The sequence below is a fragment of the Hydrogenophaga taeniospiralis CCUG 15921 genome (genome assembly GCF_001592305.1).
Classification (GTDB): Bacteria; Pseudomonadota; Gammaproteobacteria; order Burkholderiales; family Burkholderiaceae_C; genus Hydrogenophaga; species Hydrogenophaga taeniospiralis.
Genome location: NZ_BCWR01000006.1, coordinates 131,345 through 150,752, shown reverse-complemented (window position 1 = coordinate 150,752; position 19,408 = coordinate 131,345). Strand labels below are relative to the sequence as shown.

The 19,408-nt window shown below is 69.7% G+C and carries 24 protein-coding genes; 14 read left to right on the top strand and 10 right to left on the bottom strand.

What is annotated here, in order from left to right; genetic code table 11:
- The first annotated feature begins 62 nt into the window (after positions 1-62).
- The 10 genes from HTA01S_RS09780 (at position 63) to HTA01S_RS09740 (ending at position 6,647) form a co-directional block, all read left to right on the top strand.
- Positions 63-317, top strand: coding sequence for a hypothetical protein (locus HTA01S_RS09780; protein ID WP_245638048.1), 255 nt, complete (start codon positions 63-65; stop codon positions 315-317).
- 81 nt (positions 318-398) lie between these two features.
- The gene (gene glcE / locus HTA01S_RS09775; RefSeq protein ID WP_068170085.1) at positions 399-1,529 is read left to right on the top strand and encodes a glycolate oxidase subunit GlcE; all 1,131 of its coding nucleotides are present in this window, start codon (positions 399-401) and stop codon (positions 1,527-1,529) included.
- 98 nt (positions 1,530-1,627) lie between these two features.
- A complete protein-coding gene (gene glcF, locus HTA01S_RS09770; RefSeq protein WP_068170082.1) occupies positions 1,628-2,857 on the top strand; it encodes a glycolate oxidase subunit GlcF in 1,230 nt (409 codons plus the stop codon).
- A 158-nt stretch (positions 2,858-3,015) separates the two neighbouring features.
- Positions 3,016-3,435, top strand: a complete 420-nt coding sequence (locus tag HTA01S_RS09765) for a DUF3597 domain-containing protein (protein WP_068170766.1) — start codon at positions 3,016-3,018, stop codon at positions 3,433-3,435.
- 7 nt (positions 3,436-3,442) lie between these two features.
- A complete protein-coding gene (locus HTA01S_RS09760; RefSeq protein WP_068170080.1) occupies positions 3,443-3,811 on the top strand; it encodes a CidA/LrgA family protein in 369 nt (122 codons plus the stop codon).
- Positions 3,808-4,566 (top strand): LrgB family protein, encoded by a 759-nt coding sequence (locus tag HTA01S_RS09755; protein ID WP_245638047.1) that lies wholly within the window; start codon positions 3,808-3,810, stop codon positions 4,564-4,566. Before HTA01S_RS09760 ends, HTA01S_RS09755 begins: the two co-directional genes overlap by 4 nt.
- A gap of 108 nt (positions 4,567-4,674) precedes the next feature.
- Complete coding sequence (locus HTA01S_RS09750; protein ID WP_068170077.1) at positions 4,675-5,052, top strand: VOC family protein; 378 nt, start codon at positions 4,675-4,677, stop codon at positions 5,050-5,052.
- Positions 5,053-5,178: 126 nt separating this feature from the next.
- Entirely contained in the window at positions 5,179-5,322 is a 144-nt protein-coding gene (locus HTA01S_RS25210; protein WP_157572042.1) for a hypothetical protein, read from the top strand.
- 27 nt (positions 5,323-5,349) lie between these two features.
- Positions 5,350-5,955: a DUF6151 family protein gene (locus HTA01S_RS09745; protein WP_218017332.1), complete on the top strand. Its 606-nt coding sequence runs from the start codon at positions 5,350-5,352 to the stop codon at positions 5,953-5,955.
- A gap of 5 nt (positions 5,956-5,960) precedes the next feature.
- Positions 5,961-6,647 carry a helix-turn-helix transcriptional regulator gene (locus tag HTA01S_RS09740; RefSeq protein ID WP_068170074.1) on the top strand — a complete coding sequence of 229 codons (687 nt, stop codon included), beginning with the start codon at positions 5,961-5,963 and terminating at the stop codon, positions 6,645-6,647.
- A 10-nt stretch (positions 6,648-6,657) separates the two neighbouring features.
- Here the strand turns inward: HTA01S_RS09740 and HTA01S_RS09735 are convergent, their stop codons facing one another.
- The 9 genes from HTA01S_RS09735 to HTA01S_RS09695 form a co-directional block, all read right to left on the bottom strand.
- Complete coding sequence (locus tag HTA01S_RS09735) at positions 6,658-7,014, bottom strand: roadblock/LC7 domain-containing protein (RefSeq protein ID WP_068170071.1); 357 nt, start codon at positions 7,012-7,014, stop codon at positions 6,658-6,660.
- A 143-nt stretch (positions 7,015-7,157) separates the two neighbouring features.
- A complete protein-coding gene (locus HTA01S_RS09730; protein WP_068170069.1) occupies positions 7,158-7,715 on the bottom strand; it encodes a hypothetical protein in 558 nt (185 codons plus the stop codon).
- A 39-nt stretch (positions 7,716-7,754) separates the two neighbouring features.
- A complete protein-coding gene (locus HTA01S_RS09725) occupies positions 7,755-8,864 on the bottom strand; it encodes a 2Fe-2S iron-sulfur cluster-binding protein (protein ID WP_068170066.1) in 1,110 nt (369 codons plus the stop codon).
- 7 nt (positions 8,865-8,871) lie between these two features.
- The gene (locus tag HTA01S_RS09720; RefSeq protein ID WP_068170063.1) at positions 8,872-9,267 is read right to left on the bottom strand and encodes a roadblock/LC7 domain-containing protein; all 396 of its coding nucleotides are present in this window, start codon (positions 9,265-9,267) and stop codon (positions 8,872-8,874) included.
- A gap of 17 nt (positions 9,268-9,284) precedes the next feature.
- On the bottom strand, positions 9,285-9,692 hold the full coding sequence (locus HTA01S_RS09715) for a hypothetical protein (protein ID WP_068170060.1): 408 nt from the start codon (positions 9,690-9,692) through the stop codon (positions 9,285-9,287).
- Positions 9,679-11,061, bottom strand: coding sequence for a phosphatase domain-containing putative toxin (locus HTA01S_RS24665; RefSeq protein WP_084235994.1), 1,383 nt, complete (start codon positions 11,059-11,061; stop codon positions 9,679-9,681). The genes HTA01S_RS09715 and HTA01S_RS24665 overlap by 14 nt, the downstream gene beginning before the upstream one ends.
- Complete coding sequence (locus HTA01S_RS09705; protein WP_068170058.1) at positions 11,054-11,611, bottom strand: GTP-binding protein; 558 nt, start codon at positions 11,609-11,611, stop codon at positions 11,054-11,056. Before HTA01S_RS09705 ends, HTA01S_RS24665 begins: the two co-directional genes overlap by 8 nt.
- Position 11,612: 1 nt before the next feature.
- Positions 11,613-12,011: a hypothetical protein gene (locus tag HTA01S_RS09700; RefSeq protein ID WP_068170055.1), complete on the bottom strand. Its 399-nt coding sequence runs from the start codon at positions 12,009-12,011 to the stop codon at positions 11,613-11,615.
- Between the two features lie 519 nt (positions 12,012-12,530).
- Positions 12,531-13,013 (bottom strand): glutathione peroxidase, encoded by a 483-nt coding sequence (locus tag HTA01S_RS09695; protein ID WP_068170053.1) that lies wholly within the window; start codon positions 13,011-13,013, stop codon positions 12,531-12,533.
- A gap of 173 nt (positions 13,014-13,186) precedes the next feature.
- Here HTA01S_RS09695 and HTA01S_RS09690 point away from each other — a divergent pair, with 173 nt between their 5' ends.
- A complete protein-coding gene (locus tag HTA01S_RS09690) occupies positions 13,187-14,164 on the top strand; it encodes a response regulator (protein ID WP_157572041.1) in 978 nt (325 codons plus the stop codon).
- A gap of 181 nt (positions 14,165-14,345) precedes the next feature.
- Here HTA01S_RS09690 and lplT read toward each other — a convergent pair whose 3' ends face one another.
- Entirely contained in the window at positions 14,346-15,629 is a 1,284-nt protein-coding gene (gene lplT / locus HTA01S_RS09685) for a lysophospholipid transporter LplT (protein ID WP_068170046.1), read from the bottom strand.
- Positions 15,630-16,098: 469 nt separating this feature from the next.
- Here lplT and HTA01S_RS25205 point away from each other — a divergent pair, with 469 nt between their 5' ends.
- The 3 genes from HTA01S_RS25205 (at position 16,099) to alr (ending at position 19,223) form a co-directional block, all read left to right on the top strand.
- Positions 16,099-16,827 (top strand): hypothetical protein, encoded by a 729-nt coding sequence (locus HTA01S_RS25205; protein ID WP_068170043.1) that lies wholly within the window; start codon positions 16,099-16,101, stop codon positions 16,825-16,827.
- A gap of 8 nt (positions 16,828-16,835) precedes the next feature.
- Positions 16,836-17,858, top strand: a complete 1,023-nt coding sequence (locus tag HTA01S_RS09675) for a DUF6976 family protein (RefSeq protein WP_068170037.1) — start codon at positions 16,836-16,838, stop codon at positions 17,856-17,858.
- A 240-nt stretch (positions 17,859-18,098) separates the two neighbouring features.
- On the top strand, positions 18,099-19,223 hold the full coding sequence (gene alr / locus HTA01S_RS09670) for an alanine racemase (protein ID WP_068170035.1): 1,125 nt from the start codon (positions 18,099-18,101) through the stop codon (positions 19,221-19,223).
- Positions 19,224-19,408 lie beyond the last annotated feature (185 nt).

The following is a 19,408-nucleotide window of genomic DNA, read 5'->3' as shown; positions in this document are numbered from 1 at the left end:
TTTTTATGGCGCGCTGCGTATGATCCTCGCCGGACATTCATCACAACATGCAGGAGGAAACCATGTCCCAGCCATTCACGCGCGCCATGGCGCGCCCGCTCGTCGCTGCCGCTCTGTTCGGGGCCCTGGCCCTGCCTGGCGCGGCGGCCTTCGCCGCCAGCGCCAGCCCATCGGGCACCGGGGGCAAAAAGGTCCCTGCCAAGGTCAGCTTCATCAACGCGCCCTCCAGCGAAACCCCCGCCGCACGGGAAAAGCGCCTGCGGCGTGAGTGCAAGGGCCGGCCCAACGCGGGCGCGTGCCTGGGCTTCACGCGGTAGACCGCCTGTTTGCCACGGCGCGGCGCATTTGCAGCGCGGCGTGCAAAAAATTCAACTGCCGCGCAGGGGGTGGCCGCTACCATGGCGGCCATGACCTCCAGCCCCACCGACTCCCCGCGCGACCTGATCCAGCAGGTGCAGGCCGCGGCGGCCGCCCGCCAGCCCCTGCGCATCACCGGAGGCGATACCAAGGCCTTTTACGGCCAGCCCACCGACGGTGAGCGCCTGTCCACCACCGGCTGGTCCGGCATCGTCAGCCACGAGCCCAGCGAACTCGTGGTCACCGTGCGGGCCGGCACACCGCTGGTCGAACTGGAAGCCGCGCTGGCCGAACAAGGCCAGTGCCTGCCGTTTGATCCACCGCGCTTCGGCGCCGCCTCCACCATCGGCGGCGTGGTGGCGGCGGGCCTGGCCGGCCCGGCCCGCGCCACGGCCGGCGGCGTGCGCGACTTCCTGCTCGGCCTCCAGTTCATCAACGGCCGTGGCGAGTGGCTCACCTTTGGTGGCCAGGTCATGAAAAACGTGGCCGGCTACGACGTCAGCCGCGGCATGGCCGGCGCCATGGGCACGCTCGGCGTCATCACCGACATCAGCCTCAAGGTGCTGCCGGTGGCACCGGCCGAAGCCACGCTCGTGTTTGCCATGGGCCAGCACGACGCGCTCGAACAGCTGCACCGCTGGGGCGGCCAGCCTCTGCCGCTCAATGCCAGTTGCTGGGTGCGTGACACAACAGCCAGCGACGCACCCGAGCTGCTGTTCCTGCGCCTGCGCGGCGCGGTGGCGGCGGTGGAAGCCGCCTGCGAGCGCCTGATGCGCGAGGCCGGTGGCACCCGCATGGACAACGCCCAGGCCGGACCCGACTGGGCCGCCTGCCGCGACCAGCGCCTGCCGTTTTTCACGGCACCATCGGCGGACCTCTGCCTGTGGCGGCTCTCCGTGCCGCAGACCGCCCCGGTCATCGCGCTGCCGTACGCGCCGCTGATCGAGTGGCAAGGCGCGCAGCGCTGGCTGTGGGCACCGGCCTCGGCCGCCGCCGAGATCCGCAGCGCCGCCGCGGCCGTGAACGGCCACGCCACCCTGTTCCGCGCCGGAGCCGACGGCGCGCCCGGCGTGCCGCGTTTCGACAGCGAAAGCCCGGCCCTCACGGCGATCACCCAGCGCCTGCGCGCCGAGTTCGACCCGGCGGGGATCTTCAACCCCGGAAGAACATGAGCCCCCACGCTTCGCCGCTGCGCGGGGCGCTGCTCCCCCAGAGGGTGCAGACCCGGCTTCGGGCGGCCCGGCGCCAGGTTTCAATGGGCTGAATTCACATGCAAACCAACCTCTCCCCCGAATACCAGCAGCGCGCCGATGGCCGCGCGGCCGAGGCCATCCTGCGCAAGTGTGTGCACTGCGGTTTCTGCACCGCCACCTGCCCGACCTACCAGTTGCTCGGCGACGAGCTGGACGGCCCGCGGGGCCGCATCTACCTGATGAAGCAGGTGCTCGAAGGCGCCGAGCCCACGCGCAAGACGCAGCTGCACCTGGACCGCTGCCTCACCTGCCGCAATTGCGAGTCCACCTGCCCCAGCGGCGTGGACTACGGCCACCTGATCGACATCGGCCGCAAGATCGTGGACGAAAAAGTGCCGCGCCCGGCGGGCGAAACGGCGGTGCGCTGGCTGCTGAAAGAGGGCCTGACCTCGCCCGCCTTCGGCCCGGCCATGAAGCTCGGCCAGCTGGTGCGCGAGCTGTTGCCCGCCTCACTGAAAAACAAGGTACCCGCCAAGCAGGACGCCGGACGCTGGCCGACGCAGACGCACGCGCGCCGGGTGCTCATGCTGGCGGGCTGTGTGCAGCCGGCGATGATGCCCAACATCAACACGGCGACCGCGCGCGTGCTCGACGCCGCCGGCATCCAGACCGTGGTCGCGCCCGAGGCGGGCTGCTGTGGCGCGGTGAAGTTCCACCTGAACGACCAGGACGGCGGCAAAGCCCAGATGCGCGCCAACATCGACGCCTGGTGGCCGCACATCGAGCGTGGTGTGGAAGCGATCGTCATGAACGCCTCGGGCTGCGGCGTCACGGTCAAGGAATATGGCCACATCCTGGCCGACGACCCGGCCTACGCGGACAAGGCCGCGCGCATCAGCGCGCTCACCCGGGACCTGAGCGAACTGCTGCCCGCGCTGGTGCCAGTGTTGCGGCCGAAGCTGGCGCAACAGCCCGACGCGCAGAAGCTGATCGCCTTTCACCCGCCCTGCACGCTGCAGCACGGCCAGCAGTTGAAGGGCGGTGTCGAGCAGCACCTGGCCGCGCTGGGCTTCACGGTGCAGGTGGCGAGGAACGAGGCCCACCTGTGCTGCGGCTCGGCCGGCACGTATTCGGTGCTCAACCCCACGCTGTCCTACCAGCTGCGCGACCGCAAGCTCGGCCACCTCGGCGAGCTGCAACCGGCGGTGATCGCCAGCGCCAACATCGGCTGCATCACCCACCTGCAGAGCGGCACGGCCACGCCGGTGAGGCACTGGGTCGAGCTGCTGGACGACGCGCTGGCCTGACACCGGGCGGCACTTTCGCACGCCTGGGCGCCGCTGCGGCGCGTGAATATTCACCGGGGTGTCATGCCGGTGGGACGCGCAGCCTATAAGCTGGGGGCGCGTTGCCGTCGGCGTCCGGTACAGCGCCTTCTGTTCACGACGCCATCAAAGGATTGATCATGGGATTCTTCAGCAACATTCTGGAAAAGCTGGGCATGAAAGAAGCGGCCGCAGCACCCGTCATCACCCCGCCGCCTGCCGCCGCTGCACCGGCGCCCGCCGCCGCACCCGCCCCGGTGGCAGCGTCCGCGCCGGCCGAGCCGGTGGTCAACCCCATTGCCATGGTGGACGTGGTCGCCCTGCTGACGGAGAAGGCCGCCCACCACCCGGAAAAGCTCAACTGGAAGACCTCCATCGTCGACCTGCTCAAGCTGCTGGGCCTGGACAGCAGCCTGGCCGCGCGCAAGGAACTGGCCAAGGAGCTCTACTGCCCCGACGACAAGATGGCCGACTCCGCCCAGATGAACATGTGGCTGCACAAGAACGTGCTGGGCCACATCGCGGCCAACGGCGGCAACATCCCGAAAGAGCTGCTCTGATCCACGGATGATCCCCGCGTTCGCCACCCTGCTCGTGTTCCAGTTGCTCGGCGAGGCGCTGGTGCGCGCGCTGGCGGTGCCGGTGCCCGGGCCGGTGGTGGGCATGGCCCTGCTGCTGCTCGCGCTGGTGGCGCGGCCTGCGCTGCTCACGGGCCTGAAGCCCACCGCACAGACCCTGCTGCAACACCTCTCGCTGCTGTTCGTGCCCGCGGGCGTGGGCGTCATGCTGCACCTGCAGCGCCTGGGCGACGAGGTGCTGGCCATCGGCGTGGCCCTGGTGCTCAGCACGCTGGTGGGCCTGGCCAGCGCGGCGCTCACCATGGCCTGGCTGATGAAGCGCACGGCGCCACCGCGCTCCCGCCAGGAGGCTCCGTGAACGAAGGCCTGCCGCTCGCCAGCGTGGCGGCGGGGCGGCTGGCCGATGTCTGGGTGTACCTCTCGGCCACACCGCTGCTGGGGCTCACGGTGACGCTGCTGGTGTACCAGGGCGCGTTCCTGCTGTACCGGCGCAGCGGCTTTCATCCGCTGGCCAATCCGGTGGCGACCTCGGTGATCGTGCTGGGCGCCTTGCTGTGGGCCACATCCACGCCCTACGCCACCTACTTTGAAGGCGCGCAGTTCGTGCACTTCCTGCTCGGGCCGGCCACGGTGGCGCTGGCCGTGCCGCTGTTCGAACAACTCGCGCGGGTCAAGCGCCTGTGGCTGCCCATGGCGGGGGCGCTGGTGGTGGGCACGCTGGCCGCCACGGCCACCGCCATCGGTGTGGGCTGGGCGCTCGGTGCGAGCAAAGCCACCATCGCCTCGCTGGCGCCGAAGTCGGTCACCGCGCCGGTGGCCATGGGCATCTCGGAAAAGATCGGCGGCCTGCCCACGCTGACGGCCGTGCTGGTGGTGTGCACCGGCGTGCTGGGCGCGGCCAGCGCGCGCCATGTGCTGGACGCGCTGCGCATCCAGGACCCGTCGGTGCGGGGCTTCGCGCTGGGCACCGCGGCACACGGCATCGGCACCGCGCGGGCCTTTCTGGTGAGCGAAGAAACGGGCGCTTTCGCCGGTCTGGCCATGGGACTCACGGCGTTGTTCAGCGCGGTGGCGCTGCCGCTGGTGGCGGGCTGGTTGCTGCGCTGGATCTGAGAGGCTGGCAGCCGCTTTCAACCGGGCATGACAGCCTGCTGACACAGCGCTGTCAGCAGGGGGTCCACAGAATGCGGGGCTTGTTCAACAACCCCTCTGGAGATTGCCATGGCACATGCCCTGAACTGGTTTGAAATTCCCGTGTCCGACATGGACCGCGCCCTGCGCTTTTACGCCACCCTCACCGGCCGCGCACTGCGCCGCGAAGCCTTTGGCGGGCCGGGCGAGGAGCTGGGGGTTTTTGACGTGGGCGGCGAACAGGACGTCAAAGGCGCCCTGATGAAACACCCGGACTTCAAGCCCGCCGCGAGCGGCACCCTGGTGTACCTGAACGCCGCGCCCTCGATCGACGCCTGGCTGGCGCGGGTGCCCGCCGCTGGCGGCAGCATCGCCCAGCCCAAGGTGACGCTGCCCGACGGCATGGGGGTCTTCGCCCACATCATCGACAGCGAAGGCAACCGCGTCGGCCTGCATGCCCTGGCATGACATGGCCCACCCCCGCCGCGCTGCGCGCGACCCCCTCAAAGGGGGCGGCACTGGCCGTCCGGCAAAGCCGGCCCGGCGGTGCCCTGGGCTGCACCGTTGCATGCGAAGGGGTGGCGCTCCGGCACCATGAAAACGGATACCGCTGTGAATAAAAACGGTATCGGTCCTCATGAGCACAAGCCCCGCCACTGGATCGCGGTTGCCAGCGCCGAGCACGCGCTGCGCGGGCGCGGCTACGCTCCCGGGGGCTTCAAGGCCACCGCACAATAAGCGCCACCCGTCACTCCCGGAGCCCCCATGCCCCCTGTCGTCCATCCCCTGCGCTGCCGCTGCGGCGCGCTGCAAGGCCAGGTCGAACTGAGCGGCCTCAGCAACCGCATGCGGTGTTATTGCCAGGACTGCCAGGCCTTTGCGCGGTTTCTGGGCTCGCCCGACCAGGTGCTCGACGCGCAAGGCGGTTCGGACGTGGTGCAGCTCGCGCCGCACCGTATCCGGATCACCCAGGGCGCGGCGCAGCTGGCGGTGATGCGCCTGTCCGACCAAGGCATGTTGCGCTGGTACGCCGCGTGTTGCCGCACCCCGGTGGGCAACACCATGAGCAGCCGCGCCATGCCGTTCACCGGCCTGCTGGCGCAGTGCCTGGACAGCGCGCCGCTGGAGGCCGCGTTCGGCCCGGTGCGCGCGAGCGCCAACACCGCGAGCGCGATCGGCGAGCCCAAGCCCCGGGCCTTCGGCATGGCCGGCGCGGTGCTGCGCATCCTGGGCATGGTGCTGGGCAGCCGGCTGTCGGGGCGCTACAAAGACACGCCGTTTTTCACCGCCTCCGGGGCGCCGGTGGCCGAGCCCACGGTGCTCTCTGCCGAAGAGCGCGCGCGTCTGCGGCCCACGCCCGGCCTGGGCTGAGCCGCATGCGACGCGCCGACCGCCTCTTTGCCCTGGTGCAGCTGATCCGTGGCCGGCGCCTGTCCACCGCCGCCTGGCTCGCCGGGCGGCTGGAGGTGTCGCCGCGCACCGTGTACCGCGACGTGGCCGACCTGCAGGCGCAGGGTGTGCCCATCGAGGGCGAGGCCGGCGTGGGTTACCGGTTCGGGCGCGGTTTCGATCTGCCACCGCTCATGTTCACAGCCGACGAGGCCCGTGCGCTGGCCGTGGCCACGCGCATCGCGCAGCAGTGGCTGGACCCGGCGCTGGCGCTGGCCGCGGGCGACGCCATGTCGCGCGTGCTGTCGGTGCTGCCCGGGGTGGTGCGCACCGAGGTGGAGAAGATGCCGCTGCTGGTGCCACCGCTGGGGCTCAAACCCGGCGTGGCCCGGGTGCTGCAGGTGCTGCGCGAGGCCGCGCAGACGCGCACGGTGCTGGAGCTCGACTACCGCGACGTGAACGAGCAGCCCAGCACCCGCGCCGTGTGGCCGCTGGGCTGCTTCTTCTGGGGCAAGGTGTGGACGCTGGCGGCCTGGTGCGAAACCCGGCAGGCCTTTCGCAGCTTTCGCGCCGACCGCATCCAGAGCGTGCGTCCGCTGCCGCGCCGCTACGCGGACGAGCCGGGCAAGACGCTGGCCGACCTGCTGCGGCAGTACCAGGCCGAGCATCCATAGCGCGGCGGCGTCACAGCTGAAGCAGGCTGGGCTCCAGCTGCTGCGCCATGCGCCGCGCGGTCCAGCGCAGCGCGCCGGCGTGGCCGTGGTCGTCGCTCACCAGCAGCAGCACGTGGGTGCCGCGCAACTGGGTCTGGTACCAGACCTGGGTGTCGGACCAGATCAACTGCTCGGCCCAGGGTCGCTCCCCCAGTGCCGCCAGCGCCTCTTGCCCTGCCAGCGCCAGGCTTGCGGCGGCGGCGGCGGCCACGTCGCCGTGCAAGGCGCCCGCGGACGCCATGAGCAGGCCATCGGCGGTGGCCAGCACCGCGCCGGCGTTGCCGGGGCATTCGGTGATCTGGTCAAGGATGTCCTGGATCTCGGGCATGTCAGTTTTCCACGGCGCCGGAGCGCCACCCGCGACGCATGAAACAACGCCACCCAGAGGCACCGCCGGGCCGGCTTTGCCGGACGGCCAGTGCCGCCCCCCTTGAGGGGGGTGACGCGAAGCGGCGCGGGGGGTGTTTCATCCTAGTCCGCCAGCAGCGTGTGCAGGCTTCGCACCAGGCCCACGAGGGCCTCGTGGGCGACCAGCGCCGAAGAGGTGATGTGCAGCCGGCAGGGCCGGCGTCCGATGTAGAGCGGCATGGCCCGGACCATGGCATGGCGAAAGTGCGCGAACCCGGCGGCCAGGCCCTGGGCGTGCTCGTGCGCCACGCCATGGCTCGTCAGGCACAGGCCATCGGGGTCGGCCAGCACGGCCGCGCCGGCCGTGTCGCCGCAGAGCCGTTGCAACTGCTGGTGGATGTCCGCGGCCGGGTGGCCCGTTGCGTGGGGCACCGCTGGTGCGTCGACGGACACGTGGATGCTGCCGAGCCGATGCAGGCCGAACAACGAGCGCGCCACCTCGCTGCGCGACAGGCCGCTGCTCTGGCTCAGCCGCCCCACGTCCACCACCGTGGTGTCGTGAGACTGCCGCAACAGGGCCCGGAACAGGCGCTGATCCGGCCGCCGCGCATCGGGCGCCAGCGTCATCCACTCGGTGATGCCCTGGGGCCGGACGTGCAGGTGGCGGGCGGGCGGGTTCATCGGTGTCGCCGGGCGCTGAGGGGCATGGGTGAAAGCGGTTCAGCCGCGCTCGCAGCTCGGGCAGCCGACCTGCCCGAGCCGGAGGTGGAAACGCACGGTGCTGCCCGCGGCGATCTCGGCGCCGCAGTGGTCGCAGACGGTGCCCTCGTCCAGGGTGACGCTGTCGTAGCGCTCGGTTTCGATGATCTGATCGCCCATGCGCCTGGGCCAGGGCGCGTGCTTGACGATGTCGGCGCGGAAGTGTTCCTCAAAGCGGCTCCAGCCGGCCATCTGCTCCGGCGTCAGGCCCTGTTCGCGCTGCGCCTGGGCCATCAGGCGCTGGCGGTGTTCGAACAGCGTGTCGGGAATGACCATCCAGTGGTGGGCATTTTTCGGGCGCTCGCCGATGTAGACGTTGTCGCCCGTCATGCACTGCATGAGGAAAGAATACTGTTTGCCGATGACCCGCTCCATCGAGACCCGCTCGAAGAAGGGCTGGAGCAGGGGGTCGGCGTACACCTTCTGGTAGAAGGCCTCCAGCACCCGCCGCACCAGCCGGCCGTGCTCCAGCAGCTGCCACAGCGCCAGATCGGGTTCGGGCAACAGGGCCTCGTCTTCGGGCTCCAGCGGGAACGGTCCGCGCAGCTGGAAGTCGGCGCCGAATAGCGCGTCATCGGAAAACGCGGCCTGGGGCAGCACATCGTGCGCCACCTCGGCCTGGATCAGTCCCTGGGCCTCGTCCCGCCCGGTCAGGCGGACGGTGACCGGGGAAGAGAACGGGCCGTCGAACAGCTGGGCCGATTGACCCACGGTGAAGGCCAGTTCGGTGGCGGCCTCGAAACCGAGCACGGAGCTGCCGTCGGGCCGGTGCTCGCGCCGCACCAGCATGCACTGCGTCAGCATGTCCGCGGGCGACTTGGGCGCCAGGCTCAGGGGGCCGGAGGGCTTGCACTGGCAGGCCAGCACATAGCCTGCCGACTGAAGATGGGTGGGCAGCGAGCGGGCGGCCTCGGCCGGCGCCGCCCCGTCCAGCACCTTGACAAGGCAGCGGCGGCAGACGCCGCTCTTGCACGAGAAGTCGATCGCCACGCCGGTGCGCACGAAGGCGTCCAGCAGGCTTTCGTCTTCTCGGCAGCGAAGGGACTGCCCCTGGTACTGGATCGGGTTCATAGCGGACTCAGGCCTGCGCCCAGAGGGTCGCCAGATCGGTCGCCACCCGGCGGGTCTCGAGAATCAGGCGCCCGAGGTTGGCGCGGGGGGTGGCGGCCACGGCCAGCACGGCCGAGTCGCCCCCGTGGGTCAGCAACAGCGGGCCTTGCTGGCCGTCCAGAATGATCTGGCGCAGATTGCCGCGGTCCACTTCCCTGCTGGCACGGGCCGCCAGCGCCAGCAGCGATGCGCACATGGCACCGAAGCGGTCCGGGTCGGTGCCCGTGGACAGCAGCGAGGCGATGGTGAAGCCGTCGCGGGTTACCACCGCCGAGGCCTCCACCTCGGCGAGGCCGGCGTGGAGGCTGCGCAGGACGCCCCGAGCCCGACTGGCCAGGGCGTCTTGGGTCAACAGGGTGTTCATGGGCCGTCCTGACCCGATCAGAGCGCGGCTTCGACGGCCGGCATGGCCGAGCGCGCCTTGGTCAGCACCATGCCCAGGTTGGCACCCTTGCGGCAGACGAAACAGACCACCTGTTGCTGGCGCTTGCTGCGCAGGAACACGTGGATGAGGTTCTCGCTGTTGACGATGATTTCCTGGAAGTAGTGGTGGTCCACGCTCTCGGGCAGGCCGCGCGACTTCTTGAACACCTTCTCGATGGCCACGACGTTGGGGCCCTGGAAGAGGTCGGACGTGGCCGCGGCCAGCATGTCGAACACCTCGGAGGGGTGGGAGTCGACGGTCTTGATGCTCAGCACCATGCCGGAGGCGAGGTCCACCATGCCAGCGGCCAGGCATTCGGGGATGCCGGTCATGGCGCGTTGCAGGGTGTCGTCAAGTTTGTTCATGAGGGAATTTCCTTTCAGGGGAATCGTTTTTGTGGAATCGACCATTACCCAAGGTCGTGAGGGGGGGATACGGTCGCCGGCTGAGGAAGTCGGCGAAGCCAGACAGGAATGCGGTCTGTGAGGGGGCCTGGATCATGGCGGCGTCCAGCCGGCGGATGCGGTCGATGCTCTCCAGCGCGCTGCGTTGGCCATTGCCCTGCCAGAGCCAATAGGCGGCCAGCAGGGTGCCCGTGCGGCCCAGGCCGGCCTTGCAGTGCAGGGCAACCACCTCGCCCGCCCGCAGCCAGTGGTCGATGTCGTTGCACAGGGCGGCCGCGCGGGCCAGGGTGGGCGCCTGCATGTCGGCGATGGGCAGGCTGGCGCACTGGAGGCCGAAGCGCGCGGCCAGCGCCTCTGGAAACGCCTGCTCGGTCAGGCTCACCAGCCGGGTGACGCCCACGTGGCGCAGCGCGCCCAGATCGTCTTCGGTCTCCCGGATCAGGCCCGGCCATGGCGTGCCCGCCAGTCGCCCGGGCAGCAGCCAGGCGAACCCGCGTGGGCCGCTCGCCGCGCTGACCAGCGTGGAGAGGCAGGGGGTCCGGGGTGGCGCCGCGGGTTCATCGGGAAGGGCATCCGCCTCCTGCGCAGGCGAAAACTCCGGGCAGGAACCGGTGCGGATGAACTGGCAGGCGGCCTCGCTCTGCGGCTGGTCGAAGAAGCGCTCGGTGGGTGCACTTTCCTGGGTCCGGCCGCTCGCGATGAGCACCACATGCTGGGCCAGCCGGCGGGTCAGCCGCAGGTGGTGCAGCACCAGCAGCATGGCCTGCTGGCGGCCGATGTCTTCGATGAAGTCCGCCAGGCCGTCGGCCTCGTCGTCGCTCAGGCCGGTGGTGGGCTCGTCGAGCATCAGCAGGGCCGGCCGGCCCAGGAACTCGCGCAGGATGGCGATCACCCGCTGCTGCGGCAGGCTCAGGTCCAGGACCGAGGTGTGCAGGCGGTCCATGATCCACGCCTGGTGCAACTCCCCGGTTATCTGTCGCAAACGGTCCAGTTGCTGCGCGCGCGTCAGCCGGGAGCGGTCGGGCAGGCCGCTCAGCAGGTTGTCCAGCACCGTGGACACCAGCAACTGGGCCTTCTGCACCACCAGCGCCGGCTGGTGGTCGGGGGTGCGGGCGGCACCCTGGTACTGCAGCTGGCCCCAGACACGCAGGCTGGGGTTGTTGTCGTTGTACCCGGCCAGGGTGCGCAGCAGCGACGACTTGCCTGTGCCGGCCGGCCCGAGCAGCACGGTGCAGCCTTGCGCGGGCACATCCAGGTCGATGCCGCGCAAGACCACGCGGTCGTCGTAGGCCAGACCGAATCCGCGCAGACGCAGGGACACATTAACCATAGCGGTGCATCATTTCGAGCATGGCCGCCACGGTGAGCACCAGTGTCTGCATGTCCTTTTTTTCGCGGGCGTCGACCGGGAGCACCGGCACCACGCAGGCCGGGAAGCTGTCTTCGCGTTCCCGCAGGCGACGGCGGTAGATGCCCAGCGACAGCTCCGGGAGCAGTTCGACATGCGTGATGCCGACGGCCAGGGGCAGCTTGCGACCCACCAGACGCTCGCCCAGGCGGTCCATGAAATGGTCGAGGTCTTCCAGCCGGCTCACCCGGCTGTGGTCCAGCAACAGGATGACCGCGCGGGCCTGTTGCAGCAGGATGTCCCACATGAAGTCGAAGCGGTCCTGGCCGGGCGCGCCGATCAGCCGCACCTTGTCGCCGGAACCCAGCTCCAGCACCCCGGCATCCATGCAGACGGTGGTGTTCTGTTTGTACGCGGCGGTCTCGTCGGTGGCGCGCTCGTCCGTGTCGAGCACGTCGATGTCCGACAGGGTCTGCACGGCCATGCTCTTGCCGGCGCCCACCGGGCCCATGAACAGAACGGAGCACTCCACCTCAGTGCGCTCCGGCGGGCAGCAGCTTTTTCCGGAAACGATCCAGAAAACCGGTCACCGAAGGGGGAACCTCTTTGGGCGCTTGGACCCCGGGCGCCGCGATGGCCGGGGCTTCTTCCTTCTTTTCCAGGGGGGCAGCCGGGGCGCCGTCGCTCAGATGCCCGTGGAGGTAGAGCATGTCCACGACGTGCTGGGCACGTTCGCGCGGCATGTCCAGCAGGCGGTGGATCAGGGGCGCGCCCGTGGGCCGGATCGCCAGCAGGGCGCAGATGCGGATCACGTCGGGGGTCAGGCGGTCCGAGACGTGGCGCAGATCGGGCCAGGAGCGCAGACGCAACACGGCGAACTGGGGGCCCAGCTGGGACGTGGCGTTGGTGGACAGAAGACGGCTGTGTCGCATGGAACGGTTGCGCTGTGGTTGTCGATGGGGCCTGCAACGGGGGATCGCGACACGGGTCCCAACCTGGGTACCGGTGGTCTGGTGGGACCACCTCAATGCCTTTGACCGGCTCTTCTGGGCTCTCCTGGGGAGGCGTCGACCCCGCGCGGGGCCACCAGACCCTCGGGGCGGTGGCGTGGCCGCTTCAGGCGGCTCCGGTGTCCAGCCATGCACCGGGGCGCGCGGCCGGTGCGGGAAATCGGGCTGGTGGTGGAGAAAAGCTCAAAACAAACGGTTGCAATTGGGAAAATATCATGGTGTTTCGCCAGGTTGTGGGAAATTTAAGTTTCTGTAACAATTCGTTGTTGTTTTGCCTGTAATCCCTAGTGTTTTAATAAAGCTTTAATGCTTGACGGGTTCGCGGTGTGGTTGGCGCGCAGGATTGCCCCTCCCGGCGCGCTGGGCGCACGGGATCCGGAGGCTTGAAAAGGGGCGCGCGGCAGGCTCAGGGCGCGGGCGGCGCCTGGCTGCGCGGCGGGGTCAGAGCAGGGCCGCTTCGATGTCCGAGGCCAGCTTCTGCGGCGCGTCCTGCGGGGCGTAGCGCTTGAGCACGCGCCCGTCCTTGCCCACCAGGAACTTGGTGAAGTTCCACTTGATGGCCTTGCTGCCCAGCAGGCCGGGCGCCTCGGCGCTGAGCCACTGGTAGAGCGGATGGGCCTCGGGGCCGTTGACGTCGATCTTGCTCATCATGGGAAAGGTGACGCCGAAATTGCGCTGGCAGAAGGTGGCGATCTCCTCGTCGCTGCCGGGGTCCTGCTGGCCAAACTGGTTGCACGGGAAGCCCAGCACCACCAGGCCACGCGGGCCGTAAGCCTGGTGCAGTTGTTCCAGGCCGCCGAATTGCGGCGTGAAACCGCAGGCGCTGGCGGTGTTGACGATCAGCAGCGGCTTGCCCCTGAACTGTTGCAGCGGAACCAGCTCGCCGTCGATGGACCGGGCTTCAAAGTCGTAGATGCTGGACATGTGGGCACTCCTGTAAGAAGGGCTTCACTATGGCAGATCGTGCAGGCCCGCCACGCACAGGGGAAATCGGTCACGCTGGCGAGGGATGACGTTTCCACTACCCCGGGGGGCTCACCAAAACCGGCATACTCCTCAAAAAATCTAATTCCTAGGTATGCGTTTTCGGGTGCTTCATGGCCAATAGTTACTCAGTGGCTCTGGTGGGTTTCACGGACAGCGAGTCCACCACCTTCGAATCGTTTTTCCGGCTCGCGGCGCGGCGCCCGCCCGAGTACCGGGTGCAGGCCGACGTGGCGGACGCGCAGCTGCTGATCGTCAACGCCGACAACATGCAGGCCCTGCACTTGGTGCGCCAGGCCCGATTGCCGGGCCAGGTGCTGCTGGTGGGGCACAGCGACGGTGGCACCGGCTGGCCGCTGCAGCGCAAGCCGGTCAAGCTGGTGTCGGTGCTGGGCCTGCTCGACGCCCTGGTGGGCGTGCGCATCGGCGACGCCGCGGCCCGGGCACCGGCGGCCCGCCGCCTGGACGCCACCGAGTTCCCTCCGACCCGCGTCATGGTGCGGCGGCCCGCCGCACCGACGGCCGCGGAATCGGCGCGGGCGGCCCGCCCCGGCGTGATGGGTCTGTCCGACTTCGGCGGCCTGGAAGAGCTGCCCGGGGCGTCCTCGGCGCCCCGCGCGGCAACGGCGCGAGCGTCGAAGTCCACCCGTGGCAAGACCCCGGCGGCGCTGCCCGAGCTGCCGCGCAACGACCTGCTGCTGGTGGCCGAAAGCCTGGTCGAAGGCCGCATCCTGCACAAGCGCTTCAAGAAATACGGGCTCACGATCGACTGGTCGCGCGAGGCGCCCCAGGCGCTGGCCCTGCTGCAGGCCAACACCTACCGGGTGGTGGTGATCGACCGCCTCAACGGCCAGCCCGACGCCTACCAGATCTGCCGGGGCGCCAAGCAGCGCAAGCTGGCCGATGGACAGAGCCCGGTGGTGATCATGTTCGCGCCCACGGCGGGCAGCATGGACCGCATCAAGGCGGGCCTGGCCGGCAGCGACGCCTATCTGCCCCGTGCGGTGAACGAGGCCGATCTGTACAAGGTGCTGGCCCGGCACCGGCTGGTGAGCATGAAAGACTTCCAGCCGACCAACATCGGGTTCTGAGAGGCTGAGAGTCTTTCGCTCATGCCCGCTCACCACGCCAAAACGCACCCGCTCCGCGTTGCAAATGCGCGCCATAGCCCGAGCTATGGCTGTGCTTTGCGCCTTGATCGGGCGCGTTGTGGCGCGTTGCTCGGACACGCCCGAAAAACTCCCAGCCTCTGAGCCCGGCGGCCCGTGCCGCTTAGCCGTGCAGGTCGTCGCGGCGGGCGATTTCCATCAGGCGTTCCAGCTCGTGGGGGTGGTGGCGCAGGTTGTGCTGGTGCCACTTCATGATCACCCACATGAAGCCGGCCACCACCAGGCCGAAGATGGTGATGGCCGCGAAGGCCGAGAGGCCGGCCGCGGTGGAGAAGCTGTAGAGCGCGCCCAGGATCAGGATGCAGGCCTGTTCGTTGAAGTTCTGCACCGCGATCGAGCGGCCCGCGCCCATCAGGTTGTGGCCCCGGTGCTGCAGCAGGGCGTTCATCGGCACCACCAGGAAACCGCCGAGGCCGCCCAGCAGCACCAGGAAGGGCGCGGCCACCCAGACGTTGTCGATGAAGTTCATCAGGATCACCAGCACCCCCATGGCGATGCCCAGCGGCATCACCCGCGTGGCCTGGTCCAGCCGCATGCGCATCGACGCCACCACCGCGCCCACAGCCGTGCCCAGTGCCACCACGCCCACCAGGCTGGACGCCTGGGTGGTGCTGTAGCCCAGCGCAGCGCCGGCCCAGGCCAGCACGATGTAGCGCAGGTTGCCCGAGACGCCCCAGAACAGGGTGGTGGTGGACAGCGAGATCTGGCCCAGGTGGTCGCGCCAGAGCCGGCTGTTGCAGCGCCAGAAGTCGGGCAGCAGGGCCAGCGGGTTGCGCGGCATGGCGCGTGGCGTCACGCCGGTCAGCGGAATCCGGGTGTTGAACCAGGCCGCCAGCGCGTAGACCACCATGAGCGCGCCGATGGCCGCCTCGGCCGGGTGGTGGATGCCGGTGTGCAGGCCCGGCAGATCGATCGCGAGCAGGCGCGAGGACACCCAGGGCGCCACCAGCTGGCCGCCGAGCAGCACGCCCAGGATGATGGAGGCGATGGTCAGGCCCTCGATCCAGCCGTTGGCCTTGACCAGCTGCGAGGGCGGCAGCAGCTCGGTGAGGATGCCGTACTTCGCGGGGGAATAGCCGGCGGCCCCCAGGCCCACCAGGGTATAGGCCAGCAGTGGGTGCACACCCACCAGCATCAGCAGGCAGCCCGCCACCTTGATGGCGTTGCTGATGAACATGACCTGGCCCTTGGGTCGCGCGTCGGCGAAGGCCCCCACGAACGGGGCCAGCACCACATAGAACAGCGCGAACAGCGGCACCAGAGCCGCGCTCTGCCACTCGGGCGCATGCCGGTTGCGCAGCAGTTCGATGGCGGCCACGAACAGCGCGTTGTCAGCCAGGGAGCTGAAGAACTGCGCCGTCATGATGGTGTAGAAGCCGCGCTTCATGGATTGTTGTGGTCTTGTGCGGCGTGACGGCCCAGGCTGGGCGCCGTGGGGGTGGGTGAGCGAGCGACCTCTGGTCTCCAACGAGGCATTGGTTATAGCACGCCAAATGTGACAGCTTGTAATACCAAGTGTGTACTGCTCGGGGCCTTGCGCGGCCCCGTTTGAGCCCCGCGATGTACCCGCTGGGGCGCTTCGCTTGTGCCAGTTTGGCGCAGCTGTTCCCCTGCAACGCAGGGCCAGCCCGGGGCCCGGTGCCCGGCCGGGCGACCCCGGGCCGGGCCGACCCCGGGAGCGCCCGCGCATTCGGGGGCCGGGCGTGAACAGCGTCACGGAGGGCCGCCGCTTCAGGGGTCCGCGGCGGCCCGCTGCAGGACGTGGAACGGCAATTGCGGTCCCGGCCGCGTCCGGGGTGTTTGTGTCACACCCGGATGGCCTCACCCCAACTCAAACAACCGAGGAGACAAACCCCATGATCAGTATCGACAAGGCGCTGCTGCGGCAACTGCTGTTGATCGAGCGCCCCTGGGAGGTGCGCGAATACCAGTTCGACCCGCGCAAGCGGCGCTGCGACGTCTGGGTGGCGCCCGAGGTGGAGCGCGGCTGGTTCGGGCGCGAGCGCAAGCCGGCGGCCTCCACGCTGACCGGATCCTGGCGCCACCTGTCCATCGGGCCGATCCAGTGCCATCTGCACGTCGCGCTGCCGCCGGGGCAGCACCACCCCGGCCTGGAGTGGCTGGGCGAGCCGGGCATGCCCTTCACGCGCGCGCTGTCGCAGCGCGTGTTCGCCATGTTCAACCAGGGCGTGTCGCTGCAGTCGGTGTGCACGCTGATGGACCTGAGCCTGCAGGACGTCTGGCGCTACCGCTACGCCATCGACAGCGGCCGGCCCAGCGGGGTCGCCGAGGCACCGGTGGCCGCGTCGCCGGCGGCGGCACCCCGCGCGCCCTGGGCCGACGAGCCCGGGCACCCGAACGTGCCCGACCTGACCGACCCGGTCTGGATGCGTCTGCTCAACGCCGAGATGGGGCTGGACATCCGGGTGCTCAGCCTCAAGCTCATGCTCACCCGCGTGCGCTCCCAGCTCGAACTCATCAACGACGAAGAAGTCCGCCTGCTCAAGCTGCGCGAACTGCACCGCTATTTCGTGAAGAACGAACGCGTGCTCACCCACGAACTCGCGCAACTGCGCCAAGGCTGAGGAGCCCCATGATCACCCCCCCATCTTCCAGCACCGTGCCGGCCGGCAGCGGCGTGTTGATGAGCCTGGAGCAGGCCACGCAGGCGATCCGCAGCGGCGCCTTCCTGTGCCTGGCCGCCGACGAGGCCCTGCTGCGCCAGCTGCCGCGCGGCAACTGGATCGCCGGCAGCATTCCCTATTTCATGGGGCAGGACGGCGGCGAGAGCTCGCGCCAGAAGCTGTTCGTGAGCGAGCTGCCGGTGCTGGACGCCGCGCCCACGCTGCGCTGGTACGGCGAAGACAACCTGGATCGGGTCGCACTGGACGCGCCCGCGCACGGTCTGAGCGTGCTGATCATTCCGGCGTTCTCCGGCGTGCATTCGCTGTACGCGCGCCAGGCGCCGGGCTACGAAGACATGTACCTCAAGCCCCTGGTGGGCTGGATCGCCGGCGTGCACCTCGACGATCTGGGCAGCGCCGCGCCTGTGGTGGCGAATGGCCAGACGCTGGAATTCCGCAGCGACCAGGCGCTGGCCCTGCACCTGCCGCTGCCCGGGAACGTGTACCCGCGCATCGACATCGTCAACCTGTTCCAGCCCGGGCCGGGCGACACGATCCGCTTCCCCTCCACCGGCTTTTCGGCGCGCGAGGCCTACGTCAACGGCCAGTTGTGCGACTTTGCCCAGTACCTGGGCGAGCGCGCCATCGACACCCGCCTGCCCCTGGTGGCCGACTACTCGGGCGCCCTGGTCAACGTGTCCTTCAAGGGCGTGGACGCGGCCCATGGGCAGGTGGACTTCTACGCGCCAGTGTTCGACGACGTGGAGTACCGGCTGGCCCAGCCCGTGCCCGACGCCGCCCGGGCCTTCGGCCAGGGCCTGCCGGCCGACGCACGCGCCGCCGGCTGGAGTTGCAACTGCATCCTCAACTACCTGCACGCGAACCTGGAGGGGCAGCGCACCGGCCCGCTCACCGGGCCCATGACCTTCGGCGAGATCGCCTACCAGCTGCTCAACCAGACCCTGGTGTACGTGAGCCTGGAGGCGGTATAGGGTCCCCCCCCTGCGCCGCTGTGCGGCTTCCCCCAAGGGGACCACACCCTTGGCCCGGCAGAGCCGGTTCCTCGGTGTGTGCTGGGAAAGGCACGCGCTTCGGGCGCGTGTCTTGCGGTGATGACCTGGGTTGGCTGCTTGTAGTAGCTGCGCTGCAGGCGCATGAATCGCGGTGCGTGTCGCTGGCTGGCGGGCCGGTTTGTGCGACAGTCGTCGCTGTCCTCATCCGTTCTCCGCACCATGCCCCGTCCCATCCTCGCCACCGTCCACCCCGAGGCCCTGCGCCACAACCTGAACCAGGCCCGCGAGCGCGCGCCAGACGCCCGTGTCTGGGCGGTGGTCAAGGCCAACGCCTATGGCCACGGCATCGAGCGCGTGTTCGAGGCCCTGCGCAGCGCCGACGGTTTTGCCCTGCTGGACCTGGCCGAGGCCGAGCGCCTGCGCGCGCTGGACTGGCGCGGCCCCATCCTGCTGCTCGAAGGCGTGTTCGAGCCGCGCGACCTGGAGCTGTGCTCGCGCCTGCACCTGTGGCACGCGGTGCATTGCAACGAGCAGATCGACTGGCTGGCGGCGCACAAGACGCAGGTGCCGCACCGCGTCTTCCTCAAACTCAACAGCGGCATGAACCGCCTGGGCTTTGCGCCCGGCGCCTTCCGCGCCGCCTGGGCCCGGCTCAACGCGCTGCCCCAGGTGGAAGAAATCTCGCTCATGACCCACTTCAGCGACGCCGACGGCCCGCGCGGCATCGCGCACCAGGTGGCCGCGTTCGAGGCCGCCACCGCCGACCTGCCGGGTGAGCGCACGCTGTGCAACAGCGCGGCGATCCTGCGCCACGCCCGCTCGCCCCTGCGCGGCGACGGCGTGACCACGCTGGCGGCCGACTGGGTGCGCGAAGGCATCGCGCTCTACGGCGGCGCGCCCGACCACCCCGAGCACACCGCCGCCGGCTGGAACCTGTTGCCGACCATGACGCTGTCGAGCCGGATCATCGGCACGCAGCTGCTGCAGCCGGGCGACACCGTGGGCTACGGCTCGGCCTTCGCCGCCGAAGCCCCTATGCGGGTGGGTGTGGTGGCCTGCGGTTACGCCGACGGCTACCCGCGCCACGCGCCCACCGGCACGCCGGTGCTGGTGGCGGGGGTGCGCACCCGGGTGCTGGGCCGCGTCAGCATGGACATGCTCGCGGTGGACCTGTCGCCGCTGGACGTGGCCGGTGTGCCGTGCGGCATCGGGGCCGAGGTGGTGCTGTGGGGCGTCTCGGCCACGGGCGCGGCGCTGCCGGTGGACGAGGTGGCCGCCGCGGCGGGCACGATCTCGTACGAGCTGCTGTGCGCGGTGGCGGCCCGGGTGCCCTTTGCCCTCTGAATTGACCTCCAGCTGAGGTGATGCGGGGTCGCGCGACTCCGCCTCCGCTGTCTCTCCCTTCTGAACCGCTGGTCATCACCCCCTCTCCCCCTGGGAGCGGGCTGGGGTGAGGGCGGGCGTCAGCCAAAAAAAACCAAAAACCAGAAAAATCAACGCGAACCGGCGGCGCGAGGCGTACTCTCGTT

Bases quoted from the DNA above. Each gene is read 5' to 3' on its own strand.
- HTA01S_RS09745 (WP_218017332.1), top strand. From the start codon at position 5,350: ATGCCCCCTGTCGTCCATCCCCTGCGCTGCCGCTGCGGCGCGCTGCAA.
- HTA01S_RS09725 (WP_068170066.1), bottom strand. From the start codon at position 8,864: ATGAACCCGATCCAGTACCAGGGGCAGTCCCTTCGCTGCCGAGAAGAC.
- glcE (WP_068170085.1), top strand. From the start codon at position 399: ATGGCGGCCATGACCTCCAGCCCCACCGACTCCCCGCGCGACCTGATC.
- HTA01S_RS09765 (WP_068170766.1), top strand. From the start codon at position 3,016: ATGGGATTCTTCAGCAACATTCTGGAAAAGCTGGGCATGAAAGAAGCG.
- alr (WP_068170035.1), top strand. From the start codon at position 18,099: ATGCCCCGTCCCATCCTCGCCACCGTCCACCCCGAGGCCCTGCGCCAC.
- HTA01S_RS24665 (WP_084235994.1), bottom strand. From the start codon at position 11,061: ATGGTTAATGTGTCCCTGCGTCTGCGCGGATTCGGTCTGGCCTACGAC.
- HTA01S_RS09730 (WP_068170069.1), bottom strand. From the start codon at position 7,715: ATGAACCCGCCCGCCCGCCACCTGCACGTCCGGCCCCAGGGCATCACC.
- HTA01S_RS09740 (WP_068170074.1), top strand. From the start codon at position 5,961: ATGCGACGCGCCGACCGCCTCTTTGCCCTGGTGCAGCTGATCCGTGGC.
- HTA01S_RS09700 (WP_068170055.1), bottom strand. From the start codon at position 12,011: ATGCGACACAGCCGTCTTCTGTCCACCAACGCCACGTCCCAGCTGGGC.
- HTA01S_RS25210 (WP_157572042.1), top strand. From the start codon at position 5,179: ATGAAAACGGATACCGCTGTGAATAAAAACGGTATCGGTCCTCATGAG.
- HTA01S_RS09690 (WP_157572041.1), top strand. From the start codon at position 13,187: ATGGCCAATAGTTACTCAGTGGCTCTGGTGGGTTTCACGGACAGCGAG.
- HTA01S_RS09735 (WP_068170071.1), bottom strand. From the start codon at position 7,014: ATGCCCGAGATCCAGGACATCCTTGACCAGATCACCGAATGCCCCGGC.
- HTA01S_RS09715 (WP_068170060.1), bottom strand. From the start codon at position 9,692: ATGAACAAACTTGACGACACCCTGCAACGCGCCATGACCGGCATCCCC.
- lplT (WP_068170046.1), bottom strand. From the start codon at position 15,629: ATGAAGCGCGGCTTCTACACCATCATGACGGCGCAGTTCTTCAGCTCC.
- glcF (WP_068170082.1), top strand. From the start codon at position 1,628: ATGCAAACCAACCTCTCCCCCGAATACCAGCAGCGCGCCGATGGCCGC.
- HTA01S_RS09780 (WP_245638048.1), top strand. From the start codon at position 63: ATGTCCCAGCCATTCACGCGCGCCATGGCGCGCCCGCTCGTCGCTGCC.
- HTA01S_RS09750 (WP_068170077.1), top strand. From the start codon at position 4,675: ATGGCACATGCCCTGAACTGGTTTGAAATTCCCGTGTCCGACATGGAC.
- HTA01S_RS09675 (WP_068170037.1), top strand. From the start codon at position 16,836: ATGATCACCCCCCCATCTTCCAGCACCGTGCCGGCCGGCAGCGGCGTG.
- HTA01S_RS09695 (WP_068170053.1), bottom strand. From the start codon at position 13,013: ATGTCCAGCATCTACGACTTTGAAGCCCGGTCCATCGACGGCGAGCTG.
- HTA01S_RS09720 (WP_068170063.1), bottom strand. From the start codon at position 9,267: ATGAACACCCTGTTGACCCAAGACGCCCTGGCCAGTCGGGCTCGGGGC.
- HTA01S_RS09760 (WP_068170080.1), top strand. From the start codon at position 3,443: ATGATCCCCGCGTTCGCCACCCTGCTCGTGTTCCAGTTGCTCGGCGAG.
- HTA01S_RS25205 (WP_068170043.1), top strand. From the start codon at position 16,099: ATGATCAGTATCGACAAGGCGCTGCTGCGGCAACTGCTGTTGATCGAG.